The 17,818-nt window shown below is 38.7% G+C and carries 21 protein-coding genes and 2 pseudogenes; 13 read left to right on the top strand and 10 right to left on the bottom strand.

Features of this window, described 5'->3' with window-relative positions:
• Positions 1-7: 7 nt before the first annotated feature.
• From LEP1GSC190_RS16075 to LEP1GSC190_RS16065, 3 genes are read left to right on the top strand one after another with little or no spacing between them, the layout of a single operon-like run.
• The gene (locus LEP1GSC190_RS16075; protein WP_002747287.1) at positions 8-610 is read left to right on the top strand and encodes a hypothetical protein; all 603 of its coding nucleotides are present in this window, start codon (positions 8-10) and stop codon (positions 608-610) included.
• Entirely contained in the window at positions 610-804 is a 195-nt protein-coding gene (locus LEP1GSC190_RS16070) for a hypothetical protein (protein WP_002627857.1), read from the top strand. The genes LEP1GSC190_RS16075 and LEP1GSC190_RS16070 overlap by 1 nt, the downstream gene beginning before the upstream one ends.
• Complete coding sequence (locus tag LEP1GSC190_RS16065) at positions 801-1,217, top strand: hypothetical protein (protein ID WP_002747524.1); 417 nt, start codon at positions 801-803, stop codon at positions 1,215-1,217. Before LEP1GSC190_RS16070 ends, LEP1GSC190_RS16065 begins: the two co-directional genes overlap by 4 nt.
• On the opposite strand, the gene LEP1GSC190_RS16060 is transcribed toward LEP1GSC190_RS16065, so the two are convergent.
• The 4 genes from LEP1GSC190_RS16060 to serC form a co-directional block, all read right to left on the bottom strand.
• Entirely contained in the window at positions 1,179-2,951 is a 1,773-nt protein-coding gene (locus LEP1GSC190_RS16060; RefSeq protein ID WP_002747388.1) for a LamG-like jellyroll fold domain-containing protein, read from the bottom strand. The two genes, LEP1GSC190_RS16065 and LEP1GSC190_RS16060, sit on opposite strands and share 39 nt — an antisense overlap.
• Before the next feature lie 12 nt (positions 2,952-2,963).
• Positions 2,964-3,401, bottom strand: coding sequence for a ribose 5-phosphate isomerase B (gene rpiB / locus LEP1GSC190_RS16055; RefSeq protein WP_002747358.1), 438 nt, complete (start codon positions 3,399-3,401; stop codon positions 2,964-2,966).
• A 146-nt stretch (positions 3,402-3,547) separates the two neighbouring features.
• Entirely contained in the window at positions 3,548-4,135 is a 588-nt protein-coding gene (locus tag LEP1GSC190_RS16050) for a hypothetical protein (protein WP_002747236.1), read from the bottom strand.
• The gene (gene serC, locus LEP1GSC190_RS16045; RefSeq protein ID WP_002747594.1) at positions 4,135-5,262 is read right to left on the bottom strand and encodes a 3-phosphoserine/phosphohydroxythreonine transaminase; all 1,128 of its coding nucleotides are present in this window, start codon (positions 5,260-5,262) and stop codon (positions 4,135-4,137) included. The genes LEP1GSC190_RS16050 and serC overlap by 1 nt, the downstream gene beginning before the upstream one ends.
• A 123-nt stretch (positions 5,263-5,385) precedes the next feature.
• Here serC and LEP1GSC190_RS16040 point away from each other — a divergent pair, with 123 nt between their 5' ends.
• On the top strand, positions 5,386-7,065 hold the full coding sequence (locus LEP1GSC190_RS16040) for a P83/100 family protein (protein WP_002747489.1): 1,680 nt from the start codon (positions 5,386-5,388) through the stop codon (positions 7,063-7,065).
• Between the two features lie 311 nt (positions 7,066-7,376).
• Here the strand turns inward: LEP1GSC190_RS16040 and fliE are convergent, their stop codons facing one another.
• From fliE to flgB, 3 genes are all read right to left on the bottom strand, one after another.
• On the bottom strand, positions 7,377-7,760 hold the full coding sequence (fliE, locus tag LEP1GSC190_RS16035) for a flagellar hook-basal body complex protein FliE (RefSeq protein ID WP_002747550.1): 384 nt from the start codon (positions 7,758-7,760) through the stop codon (positions 7,377-7,379).
• A 2-nt stretch (positions 7,761-7,762) separates the two neighbouring features.
• On the bottom strand, positions 7,763-8,224 hold the full coding sequence (gene flgC / locus LEP1GSC190_RS16030) for a flagellar basal body rod protein FlgC (RefSeq protein ID WP_002627830.1): 462 nt from the start codon (positions 8,222-8,224) through the stop codon (positions 7,763-7,765).
• 66 nt (positions 8,225-8,290) lie between these two features.
• Positions 8,291-8,722 carry a flagellar basal body rod protein FlgB gene (gene flgB, locus LEP1GSC190_RS16025; RefSeq protein ID WP_036034828.1) on the bottom strand — a complete coding sequence of 144 codons (432 nt, stop codon included), beginning with the start codon at positions 8,720-8,722 and terminating at the stop codon, positions 8,291-8,293.
• On the opposite strand from flgB, the gene LEP1GSC190_RS20470 reads away from it, so the two are divergent.
• The 8 genes and pseudogenes from LEP1GSC190_RS20470 to LEP1GSC190_RS20850 all read left to right on the top strand — a co-directional run.
• A complete protein-coding gene (locus LEP1GSC190_RS20470) occupies positions 8,700-8,837 on the top strand; it encodes a hypothetical protein (RefSeq protein WP_237578323.1) in 138 nt (45 codons plus the stop codon). The two genes, flgB and LEP1GSC190_RS20470, sit on opposite strands and share 23 nt — an antisense overlap.
• 6 nt (positions 8,838-8,843) lie before the next feature.
• Positions 8,844-9,134 (top strand): STAS domain-containing protein, encoded by a 291-nt coding sequence (locus LEP1GSC190_RS16020; protein ID WP_002727566.1) that lies wholly within the window; start codon positions 8,844-8,846, stop codon positions 9,132-9,134.
• A gap of 104 nt (positions 9,135-9,238) precedes the next feature.
• On the top strand, positions 9,239-9,937 hold the full coding sequence (locus tag LEP1GSC190_RS16015; RefSeq protein ID WP_002747278.1) for an LIC10301 family lipoprotein: 699 nt from the start codon (positions 9,239-9,241) through the stop codon (positions 9,935-9,937).
• Positions 9,938-9,972: 35 nt separating this feature from the next.
• Positions 9,973-11,025, top strand: coding sequence for a tetratricopeptide repeat protein (locus tag LEP1GSC190_RS16010; RefSeq protein WP_002747427.1), 1,053 nt, complete (start codon positions 9,973-9,975; stop codon positions 11,023-11,025).
• A 259-nt stretch (positions 11,026-11,284) separates the two neighbouring features.
• Positions 11,285-12,094, top strand: a complete 810-nt coding sequence (locus LEP1GSC190_RS16005; protein ID WP_002747323.1) for a fatty acid desaturase family protein — start codon at positions 11,285-11,287, stop codon at positions 12,092-12,094.
• 4 nt (positions 12,095-12,098) lie between these two features.
• Entirely contained in the window at positions 12,099-13,250 is a 1,152-nt protein-coding gene (locus LEP1GSC190_RS16000) for an MBL fold metallo-hydrolase (protein ID WP_174232265.1), read from the top strand.
• 221 nt (positions 13,251-13,471) lie between these two features.
• Positions 13,472-14,566, top strand: coding sequence for an IS110 family RNA-guided transposase (locus LEP1GSC190_RS15995; protein WP_002764036.1), 1,095 nt, complete (start codon positions 13,472-13,474; stop codon positions 14,564-14,566).
• 184 nt (positions 14,567-14,750) lie between these two features.
• A pseudogene (locus LEP1GSC190_RS20850) lies at positions 14,751-14,847 on the top strand (histidine kinase); the annotation flags it as partial.
• A gap of 172 nt (positions 14,848-15,019) precedes the next feature.
• Here LEP1GSC190_RS20850 and LEP1GSC190_RS15990 read toward each other — a convergent pair.
• The 3 genes from LEP1GSC190_RS15990 to LEP1GSC190_RS21235 all read right to left on the bottom strand — a co-directional run bounded on the left by LEP1GSC190_RS15990 (position 15,020) and on the right by LEP1GSC190_RS21235 (position 17,070).
• On the bottom strand, positions 15,020-15,436 hold the full coding sequence (locus tag LEP1GSC190_RS15990; protein ID WP_036036993.1) for a YbaN family protein: 417 nt from the start codon (positions 15,434-15,436) through the stop codon (positions 15,020-15,022).
• A gap of 101 nt (positions 15,437-15,537) precedes the next feature.
• On the bottom strand, positions 15,538-16,146 hold the full coding sequence (locus LEP1GSC190_RS15985; RefSeq protein ID WP_002747398.1) for a hypothetical protein: 609 nt from the start codon (positions 16,144-16,146) through the stop codon (positions 15,538-15,540).
• A 69-nt stretch (positions 16,147-16,215) separates the two neighbouring features.
• Entirely contained in the window at positions 16,216-17,070 is an 855-nt protein-coding gene (locus LEP1GSC190_RS21235) for a WGR domain-containing protein (protein WP_002747423.1), read from the bottom strand.
• Between the two features lie 91 nt (positions 17,071-17,161).
• Between LEP1GSC190_RS21235 and LEP1GSC190_RS15975 the strand changes: the two are divergent.
• Positions 17,162-17,766 (top strand): annotated as a pseudogene (locus LEP1GSC190_RS15975) (IS5 family transposase); the annotation flags it as partial.
• Positions 17,767-17,818: the final 52 nt, after the last annotated feature.

The following is a 17,818-nucleotide window of genomic DNA, read 5'->3' as shown; positions in this document are numbered from 1 at the left end:
TTTCATTATGGTTCTTATTCGTTTATCAATCTGGTTTTTATTCTTAGCATTTTTTTGTTCTTCGATTTTTGCGGACGAAGAAAATCGGAAAGAATGGAACCGTGCGGTTAAAGAAAAAATTCTCAAGATGAACGAAGCTCAGGAAGAGACGGAATCGATTCCCTATCTCCAAAAGTTCGTGGAAAAAAATCCCGCAGATTTGACCGTTAAACTCTGGTATGCGCGAGCCTTATTTTATCGTAAGGATTTGGAAATTCCTGGATATGCAGAGGATATTTTTTCTAGGATGGAAAAGCTTAAGAAAATTAAAGGGAATTATTTTCTCGCGGCAAAAACGTTCGAGGAAGTTTTGGGATATCTTTCCAAAGCGACTCCAAGAGATCCCGATCTAGGTAAATGGCATTTTCTGTGGGCAATGTCGGAGTGGTACGCCGGAAGAGAGGATCGGGCGATTCAGATTTTTAAGAAATCTTTTAAATACGACTTTAGATTGAACGAAGCGAACTATAATATTGCGTGTATCCATCAAGGTTTGGGTCAATTGAAGGACGCTGATATCTATTTTAGAATGTATCTTAAAAACGATAGAGAGATGAGAGAAGAAAACTAATGGCGAAAGTGGATAAACGATTTCAGCTTCTGATGGCGGAGGAAGAACTGGAACTTCTCAAAAAAGAAGCCGAAAAAAGGAAACTTTCAGCAGGTGAGATGTTGAGATTATCTTTGAGAAACGAAGTGTATCGATCTGATTCTTACGAAAGATTGGAAGCTCTCCGTATTCTTGCAAATCTAAAAGAAGAATGAAATATTATCTTTCCAAGTCCTTATTGGAAAATCTTGTTTGGGATTCTTCCGGTTTAAAAAAGATCATCACAAATTCGATCGGAAAATTGATCAAGGAACAACATCTTTTTTATACAGGTACAATTTCCATTCTTCCTTTATTAGAAAAAGAAAAAGACCCTATCAAAAGAGAAATCTTCTGGAATCAAACGAAACGGCTTTGTTTGGACATTTTGGATTTTAGATCCGAAAATCTTTCTTTGGCACAAAAACTTTCCAAAGAATTCGGAGATTTGGAATTGATTTGGAACGAAATTGCAATCGCAATCGAAAAGGATTTAGATGGTTTTATCACCGTGGATAAAAACTTGCCTGATCAGAAAATGATTAAGGTTTTACTCGCTCAAGAAATAAACTTCGACGGGATCGCTTAGGGCGGAAATCTGATCTTTTCCAGTTTGGAAATGATAGAACTTGTTGTAAGCACTTATCCTAAAAAAGTAGGTCGTTCCTTTCTTTAAAAACAATTGATTTTTTTCCAAAAGGATTTCCGAGTTCAAGGAAATAGTTCTATTGTCCACACAGGTTGAAAGTTTATTATAATATTCTTGAATATTGCCCGAATTCTTTCCCGAAGGAAGGCCCGTGATGGGATCAAGATAGTCGGAAGCTGGGTGTTTTGGGCGGTTTTTTTTATTCGGTACTTCGTTCGGCGAGAAGGTTCCACGAATAATTCCTACCATTCGATCCGGATGAATTCCGTAATGAATGAAATAACCACCACCATTGATTACGTCTCTTTCCGGATTAGACTTCCAATTTAGGCATACGCTCGGTCCGAAATCGTCTACTCCATTTTCCGCAACTTTTAAACCGAGAGGACGTACGGGAGGATTAGTCTCTCGAAATGTTAAGGATATGTTTTTTAATTCGGGGGTTTGATTTCCGTTCGGATCAGCTTTAAGTTTAATTCTCCATTGATAATATCGGAATGGAAGCAAGTCTTCTTTGTCTTCTGAAATCCCTAAAAACTTTTTAAGGGAATTTTTTAAAGGAATCCTGTAGAGGTCAGGTTCGAGAGAGAGTATTTTATAATTTTCTAATTTTCTTAAGTCTAGACTAATCCATGCAGGAGATTCCGAGTTAGGAGTAAACGGAGTTGGAGATACTCTGAAATACAGTTCCATTGCAGAAGAAGTCGGAATTATTGCTTTCAACTGAATCTCTTCCAGAAAGGAACTCGAATACGCGCTCTTATAAACGGGAGAGATTCCGGTTCCGAACTTGGATTCGGAAGTATGCGTTTCAGGATCAAAATCTTGGACAGAAAAGAAAGAATCTTCTGAATTCGGTTTTCCTTGAAAGACCGCGAAGTTTTCCATCCAACCATAATACGAACTGGCGATTCGAAAGGAAGTTGTATCGTCGGGATGAAATCCGATCCGAATCAAATTTTGATTATTTGGGATTGAACCTCTCGCTGACTCTTTACCGTTCAGATATAATACAATTTCTCCGTCTACGGGATTGAAATGGAGAAGAACTCGATTCCATTGATTCTTTTTCAGAGTTGTATTAGAAGTTAGATGCAGGGAAAGAAAACGTTTTTCTTCCGTTTCAAAGAAGGAATAAAATCCCGCTTTGAGTTTATCGTCTACGATCTTTAAATTCCAACCATAACTATTTCCGGATGTTTCGTAAAGTTTGGAAATTAAAGTTGCGTCTTTTTCAACCGTTCCTGGAAGAAAGTTGAAGCCGATGTAAAATTCCTTTGTTAGATCTTTGGAGGTTAAAAGACCTGAGTTGGAATGTGCGATTTTGATTCCGGTGCGTTTTCCGGAAAAACGCGCGCTTCTTTTCGAATGAAATACATTTTCCGAATCTGGCAAATAGGAAGACATAAGAATTTTATAATTTCCTGATAGATCCTTCAGATTGGAAGGATCTCCGGATTCAAAATTCAAATAAAGATCGGAACCGATGCTACGATTCTTAGTTTGTAATTTTAGAGTTTTACTGTTTCCGTTTTTTCCCGAAAGTTCGAGTCCGTTTTTTTGTAAGTCTTCTAGCGGAAGAATTTTGGTTTCGGGAAAAAGCGAAAAAGATGAAAGGAGGAGAAGTAAAACAGCAGAAGAAAAGCTGACTTTAGAACTTGGAATCAATCCCATTCGGTTTTTTTGTTAAGAATTTAAAGATTCGAGTTGGCTGACTCTTCTTTCGTGACGACCACCTTCGAAAGCGGTATTGACCCAGGTACGGACGATATTGAGAGCGAGTTCCTTACCGATGATTCTTCCTCCCAAAACAAGAACATTTGCGTTATTATGGCGTTTGGACATTTCCGCGGTGAACTGATCGTGACAAAGTGCGGCACGGATTCCTTTCATACGATTTGCGGCAATGGAAGCTCCGATTCCGGTTCCACAAAGAGCGATTAAACCTTCTACTTCTTTGGAAAGAACTTTTTTACAGGCTTCCGAAATAACGATCGGATAATCCACTGAGGTTTCGTTTTTGGTTCCGTAGTCTACGATTTCCAATTCTCTGGAAAGAGAATCGCGGAGAAATTCCTTGAGTTCAAAGCCTCCATGATCCGAGGCGATTCCGATTTTTTTCATGACCTATATTGGTTATGTTCTGATTTGATTCAGGTTTCAAGCAAATAATTCTTTTAATACTTAAATCATCCCGTTGAACGATCCTAAAGTCTAAGGTTGGCTAACTAGAACCAAATGTAGGCTCTTTGCGAAAACAACAAGCGGGTTTAAAGAACAGAATCTTTGTAAGTTTTAGGCATCGCATCCCAAAACTCTACTTGGAGGAGGAATAACGAAAGATAGATCATTGAAAAATTTTCTTCGGAGATTTTTTCTCCTTTGAGCGCGAAACCGGTCGCATGGTTGAGCCGGGTCAAAAGCTCTTTTTTTTGTTTAAGGTATGTCATGAGAAGTTCCCATTCGATTGAGTTTAAGGACCTTGTCTTTTCATCCGAAAGAAGGTAATTTTCATAGTAAGAATTCAGTTCTTCGTATGTGAATAGATGACGATTCCAATCCAGAAGAAGTTTTGCATGGTCCTCCTCTGATAAATTTTTAGTTTGAATACAGGAGATTGATTGAAATCTAGATTTTCCTTCTTTGTATGAGATCTTTTCTGCGATCCTTTTTTTTTCTTCCAAAGGAAGCGAGGATTTATATAAGTTCGAAAGTTCGGAAGAAGTGATCTCGTTTGTAAAACAATCTTGAATCGGGGATTGTGTATTGAAATTCAGTCCGGAAGCAATAAGACTTCCGGAATAAATTCCGATTAATATCAAGGTCAGAAAGTTATTTCTAAAAGGTGAAAATTTCATCAAGTTTTGAATTCGAATTCCTTCATAAAAGAGACGAGTTTTTGAACACCTGCCAGAGGCATGGAATTATAGATCGAAGCTCTAAATCCTCCTACCAATCTATGTCCGCCTAAACCGTGCAAGCCGTTCTTTTCCGCTTCATCCAAAAACTTAGAATCCAAATTCTTGTCTTTGAGTAGAAATACGACGTTCATCTTGGAACGGGATCTTTTTTGAACCGGGCACATATATAAGGACGAAGAGTCTATAAAGTCGTAGATCAAATTTGCTTTTTGCTCGTTAACCTTTTCGATAGCTTCGATTCCGCCTAACTTTAAGAGCCACTCAAAAACGAGTTTGGCGATATAAATAGAATACGTGGAAGGAGTGTTGTAGAGAGATTGGTTCTTTACCATCACGGAATAATCTAAAAGAACCGGAATTTTTCTTCCTGAAATTCCGAGTAGATCGTTTCGGATAATTGCAAGACTGAGTCCGGAAGGTCCGATATTTTTTTGAGCACCGGCAAAAATGACTCCGAAATCTTTCACGTTGATTTTACGGGATAAGAGTTCGCTCGTCATATCGGCAACGAGAGGAACCTGTTTAATTTTAGGGAGTTCGGGATATTGAGATCCGTAGATTGTGTTGTTAGAAGTAATATGAAGGTATTTTCCTTTTCCGGAAAGGTTTGCGTCGGTCAATACCGGAGTGTCTGTGAAATGATTTTCCGTTGCGTCGTGGATAACGTTAACTCCGTTGAATTTAAGGCCTTCTTCCCAAGCTTTTTTTGTCCAGATTCCGGTGTGAGCTATGTCGAAACTTTCTCCTTCTTTCAGAAGATTGAGAGGTAAAGCGGAGAAATGTAAAGTGGCCCCTCCAGAAAAGAATGCGACGGAGTAATCGTCTCCAAGATCAAGAAGCTCGCGCAAAAGGATTTCCGCTTTTTTGATCACATCTTCAAAAAGAGGCTCTCTGTGACTGACTTCCATAACGGACATTCCGGAGCCTTTATAATTTAAGAATTCGGCCGCTGCGATTTCCATCACTTCGTTGGGAAGCATTGCCGGACCCGCGCCGAAATTATAGATTCTTTCTTGGAACAGATACATAAGGGATAGGGTTGCAGAAGGGAGGTTGGGGATCAACTTTCTTCCGACAAAGAAAACTCCAGATCGGGAAAAATCCTTGTCTCAATAGAATGCTTGAGAATAACATATTCTCCGATCAAACGAGTCTTTCACTTCGGGAAATAAAAGGAGAATTTTAGAATGTTCAGAATCTGGTTCATATTTGTATGTTTTGGTTTTTCTTTATCGTTATTTTCTCAGGATAATTCCAAGCTCGGAGAAAAAGAAATTCGATCTTCTCAGAGAGTTCGGTTTATCAATCGATCCTCTGCGAGAGCAGGCGAGGAGGTGCGAGGAACCAACGAGAAAGTAGGTTTAGGTCTTGCGGACATTCTGAAAAAGGAACCCGATAAAACTCATACACAAGGTGGAATTAGCGTGACCAGAATCGCTCCCGAGGGAAAGAAATTCGGAGCGGACGTTTTTGCGATTTCAGAAGATTCTGATTACGGACATGTCAATTCGATTCAAAGAATCCTAGCCGGATTTGTAAAATCTAACTTCGGTTATGACGATAAAAATTCTGAGATTCTCGCCACTTATATTTTATACTACAACGCCATTCATAGGAAAGATAAGAGTTATATCGGAAGAAAATATTCCAATTCCGTAATTAAGTTTGTAAACCCGAATTCCATTGGAATTTCCAGACGTTATTCCGAATGGCCCGGAAAAACTCAGATTTTGATTCCTCTTGTCGAAGACGTTCTTGGTAAGGACGTTCATACAGACGAATTGGAAGACGAGGTCAATAAGGAGTTGGATAAGAAGAAGGAAGGGCAGTCCGAAAAGGATAAGTTTGGTGATCTTCAGAACGAAAAAAACAAGAAAGAATTAGAGGAAGTAAAGCGCAGAAAAGAAGAGAACCAGAACAAACAAAAGGAAATTTCCGATAAGGAAATAAAAACCGATAAGGAACTCCAAGAGCTCAATAAAGATCCGGTAAAAAATAAAACTCAGATTGCAGAAAAGAAAAAAGAAAAAGAACAGATTCAAAAAGAAAAGGAATCCGTTCAGAAAGAAGAGCAAAAGTTAAAAGAAAAGGAAAAAGAGGTCGTTAAAAAAGACGAAGAGAGAAAAAATAATAAAACGAATTCTTCTACTTCTTCCAGCTCCTCAAGTTCCTCTAAATCTGATTCTAAGAGCAATTCCGGTGGTAGTAAATCCGGAAGTGATAACCGACCTTCTTCCGATAACAAAAAATCGGAGGCGGAGTTAAAGAAAGAGCTCGCAGAAACTAAGAAGGAATTGGAAATCAAAAAGGAGGAAGAAAAGAAAAAAGAAGAATTCGATAAAAACGTGGTCGGAGGAAAAATTCTTTTCTTAAAAACTCTGAAATACTTGGATAAAGGACACTATAATAACGAGCTCCAAGTTTTAGATCCTACCAAGGACGACACGATTTTTAGAGGAGACTTCAACAAAATCTGCGGTAGGACTTTTGAGATCGTGGATGGAAAGGCTTTGGTTATAGGCTTTGAAGACGGTCATTCTTCCAATCATAAGTTGATTTTGATCGATCAGGAAACTTTGAAACCGACTCTTTCGGCCGTGGACAATATTTTCTGGAGATCTCCTATGATCGTAAAAGGTGATGAAATCTACGCCTTTGAAGAAGTTGAGGAAAAATATTATCTTTCGCGTTTCGGCAAGGATCTGAAAAAACAGGCCAAGTCTTCGGAAGAGATCAGTCCGAATTCAAACGTCACCTTTTACGGAGAAAAGATCTACGTTACCGGCAAGGAAGAAAGTTCCGGTAGTATTCAGATTACCGTTTTCAACAAAGCGGATCTGAAACTGATTAAGAAGATCAAACCGTAGTTTTAAAAAACAGCCGTCGTGCCTTTCTTTAGGTCGACGGGTTTTTGTTTGCGAACGTTTTATAGGGATATTGAATTTATAATTCAATCATTTGATATGCGGATGTACAAATTGCGATTAAGGTTTATCTCAAACAATTCCAATTATCTTTTAAGGTTTTGGGACGGCTCTAAAAGGTGAATTTTCTACGTTATATATTCCAAAGTTCATGCAACGCAGATCGGGCAAAATACACTCTTCCAACTCTTTATAAATCCTTGAATCGATTTGGAAAAGCAATTTGTGAGGTTGTCCCGGTTAGGGACAAAACCTTATCTTAGGGAGGTGAGTTCTCTATAAGCGCGGACCACTCCGTCGGCGATCGTCTTTGTGAACGTCAGAGCCACTCTTGCCTTTTCAGAAGCGATCATCACTTCGTGAGCGTCTACGGAATTCGGATCGAAAACCATCTTTTGAGTTAGCTCGTCTGCTTCCACTTGAAGATCGTTTACGGAAGTTAGGGCGTTCTTCATCGCCTCCGAGAAACTTTCCGCGACGTAATCGGGAGAAACCGGTTGTTTTACGTCTTTGTAATGTCTTTCCTCTGTAGTCGATACTTTTACGTTATCACCCTTGGGATTGAGAGGATGAGGTTTATTTCCCGTATAACCGGAGTTATATGTATACCAAAGAGAAGAATTAGAATTGATTTCCATGATTAAGCTCTACCTATTTCCAAAGCTTTATTGAACATCGCTTTGGATCCGTTGATCATTTGAACATTTGCTTCATAGGATCTGGATGCCGAAATCATGTCCGTCATTTCCGTTACGATGTTTACGTTAGGCATTTCCACATATCCTTTTTTAGGGCCGATTTGAATCGCGTCCGGATGCGTCGGATCATAAACCAATCGAAGAGGGGTCATGTCCTTTTCTATTTTCATCACCTTCACGCCCTTGCCTTCTCCGGGAGCGACTCCAAACGGGTAAACTGGACTTCTCCATCTGGTCCTCAAATTGATCGGAGTCATCACAACTCGATCTCTTCTAAATGGACCATCCCCGTTTGTATTTCGAGTTGTGGTCGAGTTTGCGATGTTATTGGAGATAACATCCATTCGGAGTCTTTGGGCGGATAAGCCGGTTGCAGAAATATTAATCGATGAAAAAAGTCCCATGGCTGCTTCCTAAAATGTAAAATTATGCCTCATTAAAATAGATACAAAAAGATTCAAACCAAATTTTTAAGCCATTCTCATAACCTGTTTTAGGTCTCTGTAGTTCTGATTGAGTCTTTCGGTCATTATCATGTATTGCATTTGAGAATTGGAAGCTTCCACGACTTCTTTTTCGACATCCACGTTATTCCCATCCGCTCTCATGGTCGTTAAGTAATCTATGTTTGCTTTCGGCTGGACCTCTCGATAATCCAACGGTTTGAAAAATTGAATATGGCGCTCATCCGAAATTTGAGTCGGTACTTCTTTTAAAGTTTCGATTTTCTCGGACTCGATTGCTCTTTTCATCATCGATTCGAAGATCACTTCGGATCTTTTGAAATGAGGAACATCGGCGTTTGCGATATTGTCCGAAATTACTTTTCTTTTGAGAATAGAATTATTCATTCCTCTTTCCAGGAGGTCCTGGGTTTTCATGAAATGGGTTTTCTCGAACATTATTTTTTCTCCCTCCAAAAAATCGGTTGAATTTGCGATTTCCAAGAGAGATTTTTTCAAAGAGAAAGTTTTTTGTCCGAAGTTTGCGGGGCATAATGGAGAAACTTTGAAATGAATTCTTATGTCAGAAACACCTGAAACGATCGAAATCACACCTGATCTTACGACCCTTTTTAATGATTATTATACGTTCAGAAGAATGCTTATGGACGCGATCGATAAAAAACCGAAAAGTATCGTTCTCAACTTGGGAAATATTCCTATGATGAATTCCATTTCAATCAGTTCTCTCGTTTGGTTTTTAAAGAATGCTCGTTCTGAGGGAATTTCCTGTACAATCAGCGCAATTCATCCCGACCTTCTCAATACGTTCGAAATTCTAAGCTTGAAAGAATATTTGGACATTCGATAAACCCTCGCTTGAATCTTTGAAAATTATTTCCATTCCGTGTTGGACCTCTTGATTTGTTTCTTAAGAGGGTGTGATTTTCATTGGACAGTGAGAGCCGGATCTCTATGTTTGAATCTATGAAAAAAATCTTTCTCGTTTCTACTTTGATTCTATTTTTATTTGTCGTTTGTAAAAAAAAGGAAGAGTTGATTTTAGGAAATTGGATAAAAGTCAAAGAATGTTCTGAAAAAGGAGAATGTGTAAGTCCTGATAAAGGAAGTCATCTACTTATTCTTCCTGATGGTCTTGCCAAATACAATAATTTCCATCTTACTTATAAAATGAAAGAGGACGATATTAATTTCAATCTTGCCGATCTTGCATTTGACCTTGAATATAGAATTCTTAAAGTAAACGAGAAAGAATTACAACTCCTCAATAAGAAAGAAGATGGTATTGAATATTTTGTAAAGGGCGAGTTCAGCGAACTTCAGAACGAAAAAGAATTAGAAGAAATCAAATATAAAAAAGAAGAAAATCAAAACAAACAAAAGGAAATTTCCGATAAAGAGCTCCAGGGTCTGAATAAGGGCTCCGTAAAAAACAAAACTCAGATCTCGAAAAGTAAAAGAGAAAAAAAGCAGATCCAAGAAGAGGAGGAAGTCGTAAAAAAAGAAGAGCAGAAGTTTAAAAAAGTCGTTAAGAAGGGAGAAGACAGGAAGAGCAGTGACAATTCTTCGAATTCCTCTAAATTAAATGACTCTAAAAGCGATTCCGGAAAACTTGGAAGCGACAGTAAATCTTCTTCGGGCGAAAAGAATTGAATCAAGTTTGATTCTTTTCGGATAAAGACAATCGTATGAATCGTCTTTTGTTTTCATGTCTGTTATTGATTTTTCTTGCAGGAGAAATTTTTCCGGATGACGAACATGAGAATCATAGTTCTCCCATTTTTAATTTGGATAATTCTCCGGGAAATCTCGACACGGCCCGTCGTAGAGTTCAAATCACCGCTTTGAACACTGAAACTGTAAATCTCATTCGTGCCAACAACCTCGCTAAAGCTTCCGTCAACATAGATAAAATCAGAAAATTGGATGCAAGTTCGGTGGAATACCACTATTTGAAGGGTTCTTATCTTTACGCGCAGGGAAAATATCCTCAGGCGGAAGATTTTCTTTTGAAAGCGGTTCAGATTCATCCGAGTCACGATCCGTCTTATTATCTGTTGGGAATGATCTTTGTTCAAAAATCCAAATGGGCAAAGTCCTTGGAATATTTTCAGAAAGCGGCGGAGCTTTCCAATTATAATCCGTTTTATAGAATCAATTTGGCGTTGGCTTATTTTGAAACCGGAAACTTTCTTCGAGCGAAGGCCGAAGCGGAAAGAGCGATCGAACTCAAACCGAATTTTAGGGCCGCAAAACTTCTTCTTCTGAAATCCAATTTTCTTTTGGGCAATAAGGCGGATGCTTATTCTCAGTGTGTTGATTTCGTTAAGGAAGGATTCGTATCTCGAGAGTATATGCTGATCTATGCGAGACTTGTAATGGAAATTCATCAGAATTATAGAAAGGCGATTGAAATTTACACTCAATACGGAGAACTCCCTTTTCAAGAAAAGCGATTCTTAGCTCGCGCTTATTACAATATAGGAAATTATAGAGCGGCAGCCATAACGTATCAAGCTATCGTTCAGTTGAAAATTGCCCAAGAAGAAGACAAGATCGAATACATTCGTTCTCTTTCTTTTATTAAAGACTATAAAAGACTCGAATCTTTTGTGAATTCCTGGCTTCAAGAAGAACCGGAGAAGAGAAGTAAAATTCTAGAGATTTTGGATGTTGCGGAACTTCTGAAGGAGAACGATTCTAAGGTATTTCACATGTTTCCTTCGCGATCTCCATACTGAGCGCTTTGAATTGCGGTCCATAAAAGCCAAAACCAAACCGTCTAATGTGTAATTCTTTACGGAGATTTTTCGCGAAAAAACGGTTTAAGATCGCAAAAATAATGTAAAGCAACATAATCTTTGGGAATTTCCATACTTTTCTCTTCGAGTTTTGGAACAGGTTCTTAGTTTTATTGCCTAAACTTCCTTACATATCGAATTCACGTTAAGTACAAATTTTTTTGATTGAAGTACTTCGTAAAATTGAGCCAATATAAAAATGATGCGTCGTCCTACGGACTTACCGAAACTGAACGAATTAAGTCCGACTTTACTACATGTAAAATTTTATAGAATCGTTCTGTCTCTTTTGACCCCTTTTGTCTGTTGTGGTGTTTATTTCTATTGTGCAATACAAGATCTTTGGTTTTTCTCTGTTTGTATCCTTATGTATTTGAGTTTCGTTACGTACGCTTCTGTTTCTCACGATTTAGTTCATCGTACGTTAAAACTTCCGAAATTTTGGAATCATTTTTTTTTGACCTTAATAGAACTCTTAGCGTTACGTAGCGGCCATGCCTATCAAAGGGCGCATTTACATCACCATCGAACTTTTCCAACAGATAAAGACATTGAAGGGAACGCCTCTAAATTGCCGTTTTTAAGCGTTTTGTTTTGTGGGATTACATTTCAGAGCAGAATTTGGTTATGGGCGCTCAAAGCGAACGGACGAGAAAGAGTGTTTGTTTTGATGGAAGGTTTATTATGTTTTTTGATTATTCTAAGCGCTTTACTTCTTTATAATGTATTTCCGATATTTTCCGTTTACGTAAGTTTGATGATCGCCGGTAGTTGGGTAATACCCTTTTTTACTTCGTATATTCCTCACGATCCTTTTCAAGAAGATCTTTTGAAACAAACTCGATTATTTCGTGGAAGAGTAGCTTCCTTTATCGCTATGGAACATCTCTATCACCTGGAGCATCATCTTTATCCTACGGTTCCGCATCACAATTGGCCGAAACTGGCAAAACTACTTGATCCTTATTTCGAAAAAAAAGAAATTAAATCGATTCGGTTTTTATTTTGAACTAATGAGATCGTTTCCACACGTTCCGTCGTTATTCCCGAAAAACAACCCAAAAGCAATCGTTTACTTTTGGATACGTTATTGGATGTTATTTTTTATTTTTCTTCCCTGGATATTGGTTCGGCAGATAGGGATTTCTTTTTTTAATCTATTGGCTGCGTTATGGACTTGGAATAAAGAAATTGTTTTACTCTCGGATACGTTACGATTAATCTACATGAATCATATTTCTTCTTTATTCTTGTCCGTGATTTTCGGAGAACGTTTTACGGCTATTCATTACCGTGATATATTGTTTGATCCGGGGCCTATTTTTAGTTGGAAAAAAATTAAAAAGTACGTCGCAAGGCGACCGAACGTCATTCATACTCTTGTCCTTACCCACGCGCATGAAGAACATATCGGGAACGTCCCTACGGTTCTTTCCGAACTGGACGTCCCGGTTTACGCGACTTCTACCACGTTGCAAGCTATAAGGAATCCTGAAAGTCTTTCGATAGTGCGAAAAGTATTTATCGGACAACCTGTTTCAAATGATACAGAGAATATGAAATCTCTGGAAACGACGGTCGATACCCCGGACGTTTCACTGCAGGTAATCCAATCACCGGGACATTGTGACGGTCACGCTTCTTTCTATGATCCTGAACATTGTATTTTGTTTGCCGGGGATTCTTTTATGCATACCGTATTTACATCTCCTAACCGCGATGTGTCCGGCGCCGACTGGATTAGAACATTACAAAGTTATAGTAACCTGGATATACGCACTATGATTGGTGCTCACGGTTACGTTTATACTTTGGATGAAACGATCCTACGGAGTCGTTTTGTAGTTCGTCGTAAAGATCCTAAACAAATGATCCTGGATAAACTTCGTTTTATGGAATGGGCTCGTGATGTAGTGATGGAAGGCGAGGGTCGCAGACTACCTTATTCCGTAATCGAAGCTTGTTTGTTTCCGTGGCAAAGTTGGTGGTCATGGTATACTTGGTTTACGGATGAATCGGGGCGTTTGTTTAGTGCGGGAGAATTTTCTAGGACCCATTTCTTACGGAGTTTTTCGTCCTTTCCTGAGAATGTGCCTTTTCGATTTCCTATGTTTGCCAATTTGGTAAATCGGTTTAAAAAAACTTTAACAAGAAAAAGTTTCTAAAGTTCCGTGGTTTTTCTATATTAGAAGATCTGCATTTATGTTCGGATCCAAGTAACTTGGGAGTAAGCTTTCTCAAAATCAAAATGAGGCGTTTTATTCTCGTTTTTCTTTTACATCAATGATCTTTTTCTAAGACAAAATGGCGCCCCTTCTGGGCTTGAAAAGCGTGGGTTAGATGCAAGCATTTACCACAAAACAAGAAAACCAACAGAAGGAACGTAATGAAAAGAAAAGTATATGTAGGAATGGATGTCCACAAAGAAACGATTAGAATTGCGAATTTAACGAACAATACAAAGGAAATAGTAAAAGAACAGCAGATAAAACATAATGAGGTTCAGATCAAAAAGTTCGTCAATAAACTAAAATCAGAATGGAACGAGATACATAGTTGTTACGAGGCGGGAGTAACCGGTTATCCACTTTACAGATATCTAAAGTCTTTGGGAGTGAATTGTATCCTTGTAGCACCCGGAAAGATACCAAGACAAAGTTCGGATAAGATCAAAACGGATAAGAGAGACGCGATCAAGTTAGCAAAATTATTACGAAGTGGAGAATTAGAATCGATTCATGTACCGAGTGAAGAGGACGAAGCGGTAAGGGATTATTTGAGATCCCGTGACAGCCTTCGTTTGGATTTAGGAAGGAATCGTCAAAGGTTAATGAAATTCTTATTAAGAAAGGGTATAACTTACTCAGCAACAAAGTATTGGACAGTCAGTCATAACAAATGGTTGAACAATCTACAGTTTAACAACGAGATCCTTCAAGAGACATTTAACGACTATTATAGTCGAGTAAGAGTTCAAGAAGAGAATTTAAAAGCGATGGATAAGAGAATACAAGAGATAGCGGAAAGTGAACCGTATCGAGAGAAAGTAGGAATATTAAGATGTTTCCGAGGAGTGGATTATCTAACCGCAATGTTTTTACTTTGTGAGGTTTGTGACTTCAAACGATTCAAAACAGCCGGTTCGTTCATGAGTTTTTTAGGACTTGTTCCGGGAGAATATTCCAGCGGTTCCAAAAGAAAACAAACAGGGATAACAAAAACTGGAAGTCCCAGACTTCGAAGAATATTGACAGAAGCAGCTTGGCAACATCGTTTCCCTGGAACAGGAAGTAAGATTGTAACCGCACGTAGATCGGGACAACCTGCGTTAGTTGTTGCTTTGGCGGAAAAAGCATCTCTCAGATTACACAAAAAGTTTCGTAATCTACAGCAAAGAGGAAAAACTCCTCAGGTAATGATAACGGCAGTTTCAAGAGAGTTATCCGGATTTCTTTGGGCGGCGATGAATCTGGTTGCATAGAGTTAGAGTAATGTTTCATCCAATAATTGAATTCGTTAGAGAAGATGTACGATAAAGGAGGAATACTTGTTGGCTCAGTGTTGAAGCAAATTTGACCTTCGTTTTAAGACTAAGAACAGCTCCCGATGTATAGATTATCCTGCGGTATCCAACCCGCGAATATCAGTCTGATCAATCGTCGCGAATGCTTTTCTCTAACGAGTTAAATTATTGGGTGATTAAAAAAAAATGCGAAAAAATATTTACAGCTCCGGATGGGGGCGCCATATCAGGGCCTGTCTTAAAAATCGTTCAAGAAATCAGTTACAATGATTCAGTAAGTTCGTAATAAAATATGGAAGCTCCACAAATTACGTCCCTTTGGTAGTTTACGAGCTTTCAAGCATATTTTATAACTGTTAAGTTCTCGTCGAGGTTCCTATATTCTGAGTTATTTAGAACAGGCTCTAAAATTCAGACTCTTGGTTTTGTAGGAATCTGAATCAAGTAAATCACTACAAGAATTCCGATCAGTGAAACTAGGATTTTTACCGCTAAAATCGGAATAAAGAAAAAGACCGTGGTTCCAATCGTCAAAAAAATCATGGAAATAGCGACGATTTTAGCTCTGAGGGGTATCGTTCTATGAATTCTCCAATCGCGAATATAAGAACCAAAGTATCGGTTGTTCATAAGCCAATTGTAAAATCGGTGGGAAGCTCTTGCGTAACAAGCTGCGGATAAAAGTAAAAAAGGAGTCGTCGGAAGAATCGGTGTAAAAATTCCGATGATCCCTAAAATTAACGAAACAGAACCGGCGATCAAAAGTAAAAAACGAATGATCTTCGATCTATGCAAACGAACTTCGTCACTGTAATCTTTTTTTTCCATATTCATAGAATTGAAAACATCCGAAGGCAGTTCAATTCTTTTCGCCGTTTTGCTTTTAAGAATTCAGAATTGAAAGAAAGTGGTTTTGGCTCGTCGATCTTTTAATCCTTCCAAACACGATCGTCTTCCAACCAATCGTTTAGGAGTTGCACGTTCGTATCTTTCGCAAATTTTTTGAGCGGTTCCAGTTGAGAGGAAGAATACTGTTTTGCAAGACTGAAAAGAACGTCCAATTGAGCCACGGTATGATCCAAATCCAAAGAGGCCAGGTATCTTAAATACAAAGGAAGATACGCGAGATTTTTTTGAAGCAATCGAAGAATCGTGAATGTTCCGGTTTCCAATTCTTCGTGCGTAGCAAGACCTTCTCCGGCCGTTTTCTCAAGATTGTATCGGATTAAAGTTTCCATATAACGCACCAAAGACGTTTCCAGAACAGGGTCCAAGGATTCCAGTTCGGAGAACAGATCCTTTTCATAGAAAATCTTTCCTTTTAAAGAAACGCCGAATCCGAACCAAGGATCGGATTCTTCGAAAATCGGATCGGAAAGGACGAGGTCTTCCGCGTGTTTAAGGATTTCCGTCCATGTGTCCACCGCTTTGCAAAGTGTCGGCGAAGTAAGATCTTCCACAGGAATTAAAACGAGATTTCCGGTGAATCCGACCTCCTCGTCCATTTCTACTATTTTGATCGAAAATTTAATTTTCATGAAATTAATTCTGTATTTTATAATACTCTAAAATATTATCCGATTAGGAATAAACTTCCGGAAAAAAATCTATATCCAGAATTCTCTGTGCGAGAACCCGCAAAAGAATCTGTCCGAACAGAAATTGGTCGGCCTCTTCGATTCGAACCAGTTCACAATCTTCGTGGGAAATGAATAAATAACCCGGTTCCTTATGAATCGTTTTTTGAGAGGATCGCTTAAGATCCAATTCTGACCGAACTCGATGATACAAGGAACGTCGTCTATTGAAAGTTCTTTCTCTTCCAGGGTTTCGAGGTATTCTTCGTTATCGCCTTCTTCCAGGGCTTCCGGTTCCCAGCCGCCTTCGATAATTTTTCCCTTTTCGCTGATTCCAAAATAACCGATGGCGCCTCCGCCGAGGTCTTCGAAATAAATTCCGTTGTGAACTTGAGCGGTCTTCACATAACTTTTCGGTAATCCTTTTGGGGGCGCCCCGGTGAAAGGAGGATTACAACGAATTTCGCAAAGTTCCGAAAAATCGGGATCGCTGTATTTCAGTTTCACGATGAGAGCTTCTTCCTGATCGACATGTATATGCACGACTTGTGCGGCGAGTTTTGAGAGAATTTCCTTATCTTCGTTCGATTCGGCTAAAAAAGAGAAGTGTTTAAAAAATTCTTCCTTGATATTTTTGCTTGCGCAAAGTTCTTTCCAAGTTTCGAGATAGTTCGAGGAAGAATTTTCCTTATAACCTTTTTTTAATTTTTCTTTTAATAATTTCTCGGCTTCTTTTATGCAGGTTTCTTCGTTTTCGAACGATTTTGTTTGAGTCTGTCCGGCTGTTCCCGATTTACCGTATATTACAGTAAACGAATTTCCCGATGTTTCTATGTTCCAAAACTTATCGGATGATTCGTCTTTGTAAGTGAGTTGATGTTTCACGAAGGTGTTCCTATTTGACTTTGTTGCATTCTATTAAGAGGTTGTCCCAAAACCTCCTTGTACTTGTAGTCTCAGGAAATAGATATGACATATGAAATCAGATTTAGGTCATTTAGATATCCCTGAAGAGATTTGGAAACGCCTTCATCCCTTGCTACCAAAGCGTAAAACAAACTCCAAGAAAGGAGGTCGTCCTCGGCTTGATGATAGAGTGGCGATGGCCGCAATATTTTACAGGGTAAGAACAGGAATTCAATGGAGATATATACCTCCGATGTTCGGTTCAAAATCAACGTTACATAGAAGATTTCAGGAATGGGTAGCCAGCGGAGTTTTTGATAAAATTGAAAAAGAAGCATTAAAACTTTATGAGCGCACTGTTAAAATTAGAACTAAAAGAATGGCATCTGATGGTAGCTTCGCAAGAGCTCCCAAAGGGGGGCTTTCACGGGTCCAAACCCGACGGATCGCGGCAAAAGAGGCCTTAAAAGGCATATTCTCGTCGATCGGCGTGGAGCACCTGTAGCTTTTGTAATCGCTTCGGCAGGAACTCACGATTCTAAATTACTTTTTCCTACTTTAGAAAAGTTCAAAGTATTTAGAAACAAAAAATTGCTTAAACCAGAAATCCTTTCTTTAGATAAGGCTTACTCTAACAAAACGATTAAGAGCCGGTCTCAAAACTGGTTGTACAGAGAAAGTGTAAAAATATAAATGTGAAATGGACAAATATTATTCAGAAATCCCC

This window comes from Leptospira mayottensis 200901116 (assembly GCF_000306675.2).
GTDB classification, from domain to species: Bacteria; Spirochaetota; Leptospiria; order Leptospirales; family Leptospiraceae; genus Leptospira; species Leptospira mayottensis.
This window is presented reverse-complemented; position numbering and strand designations above follow the sequence as displayed.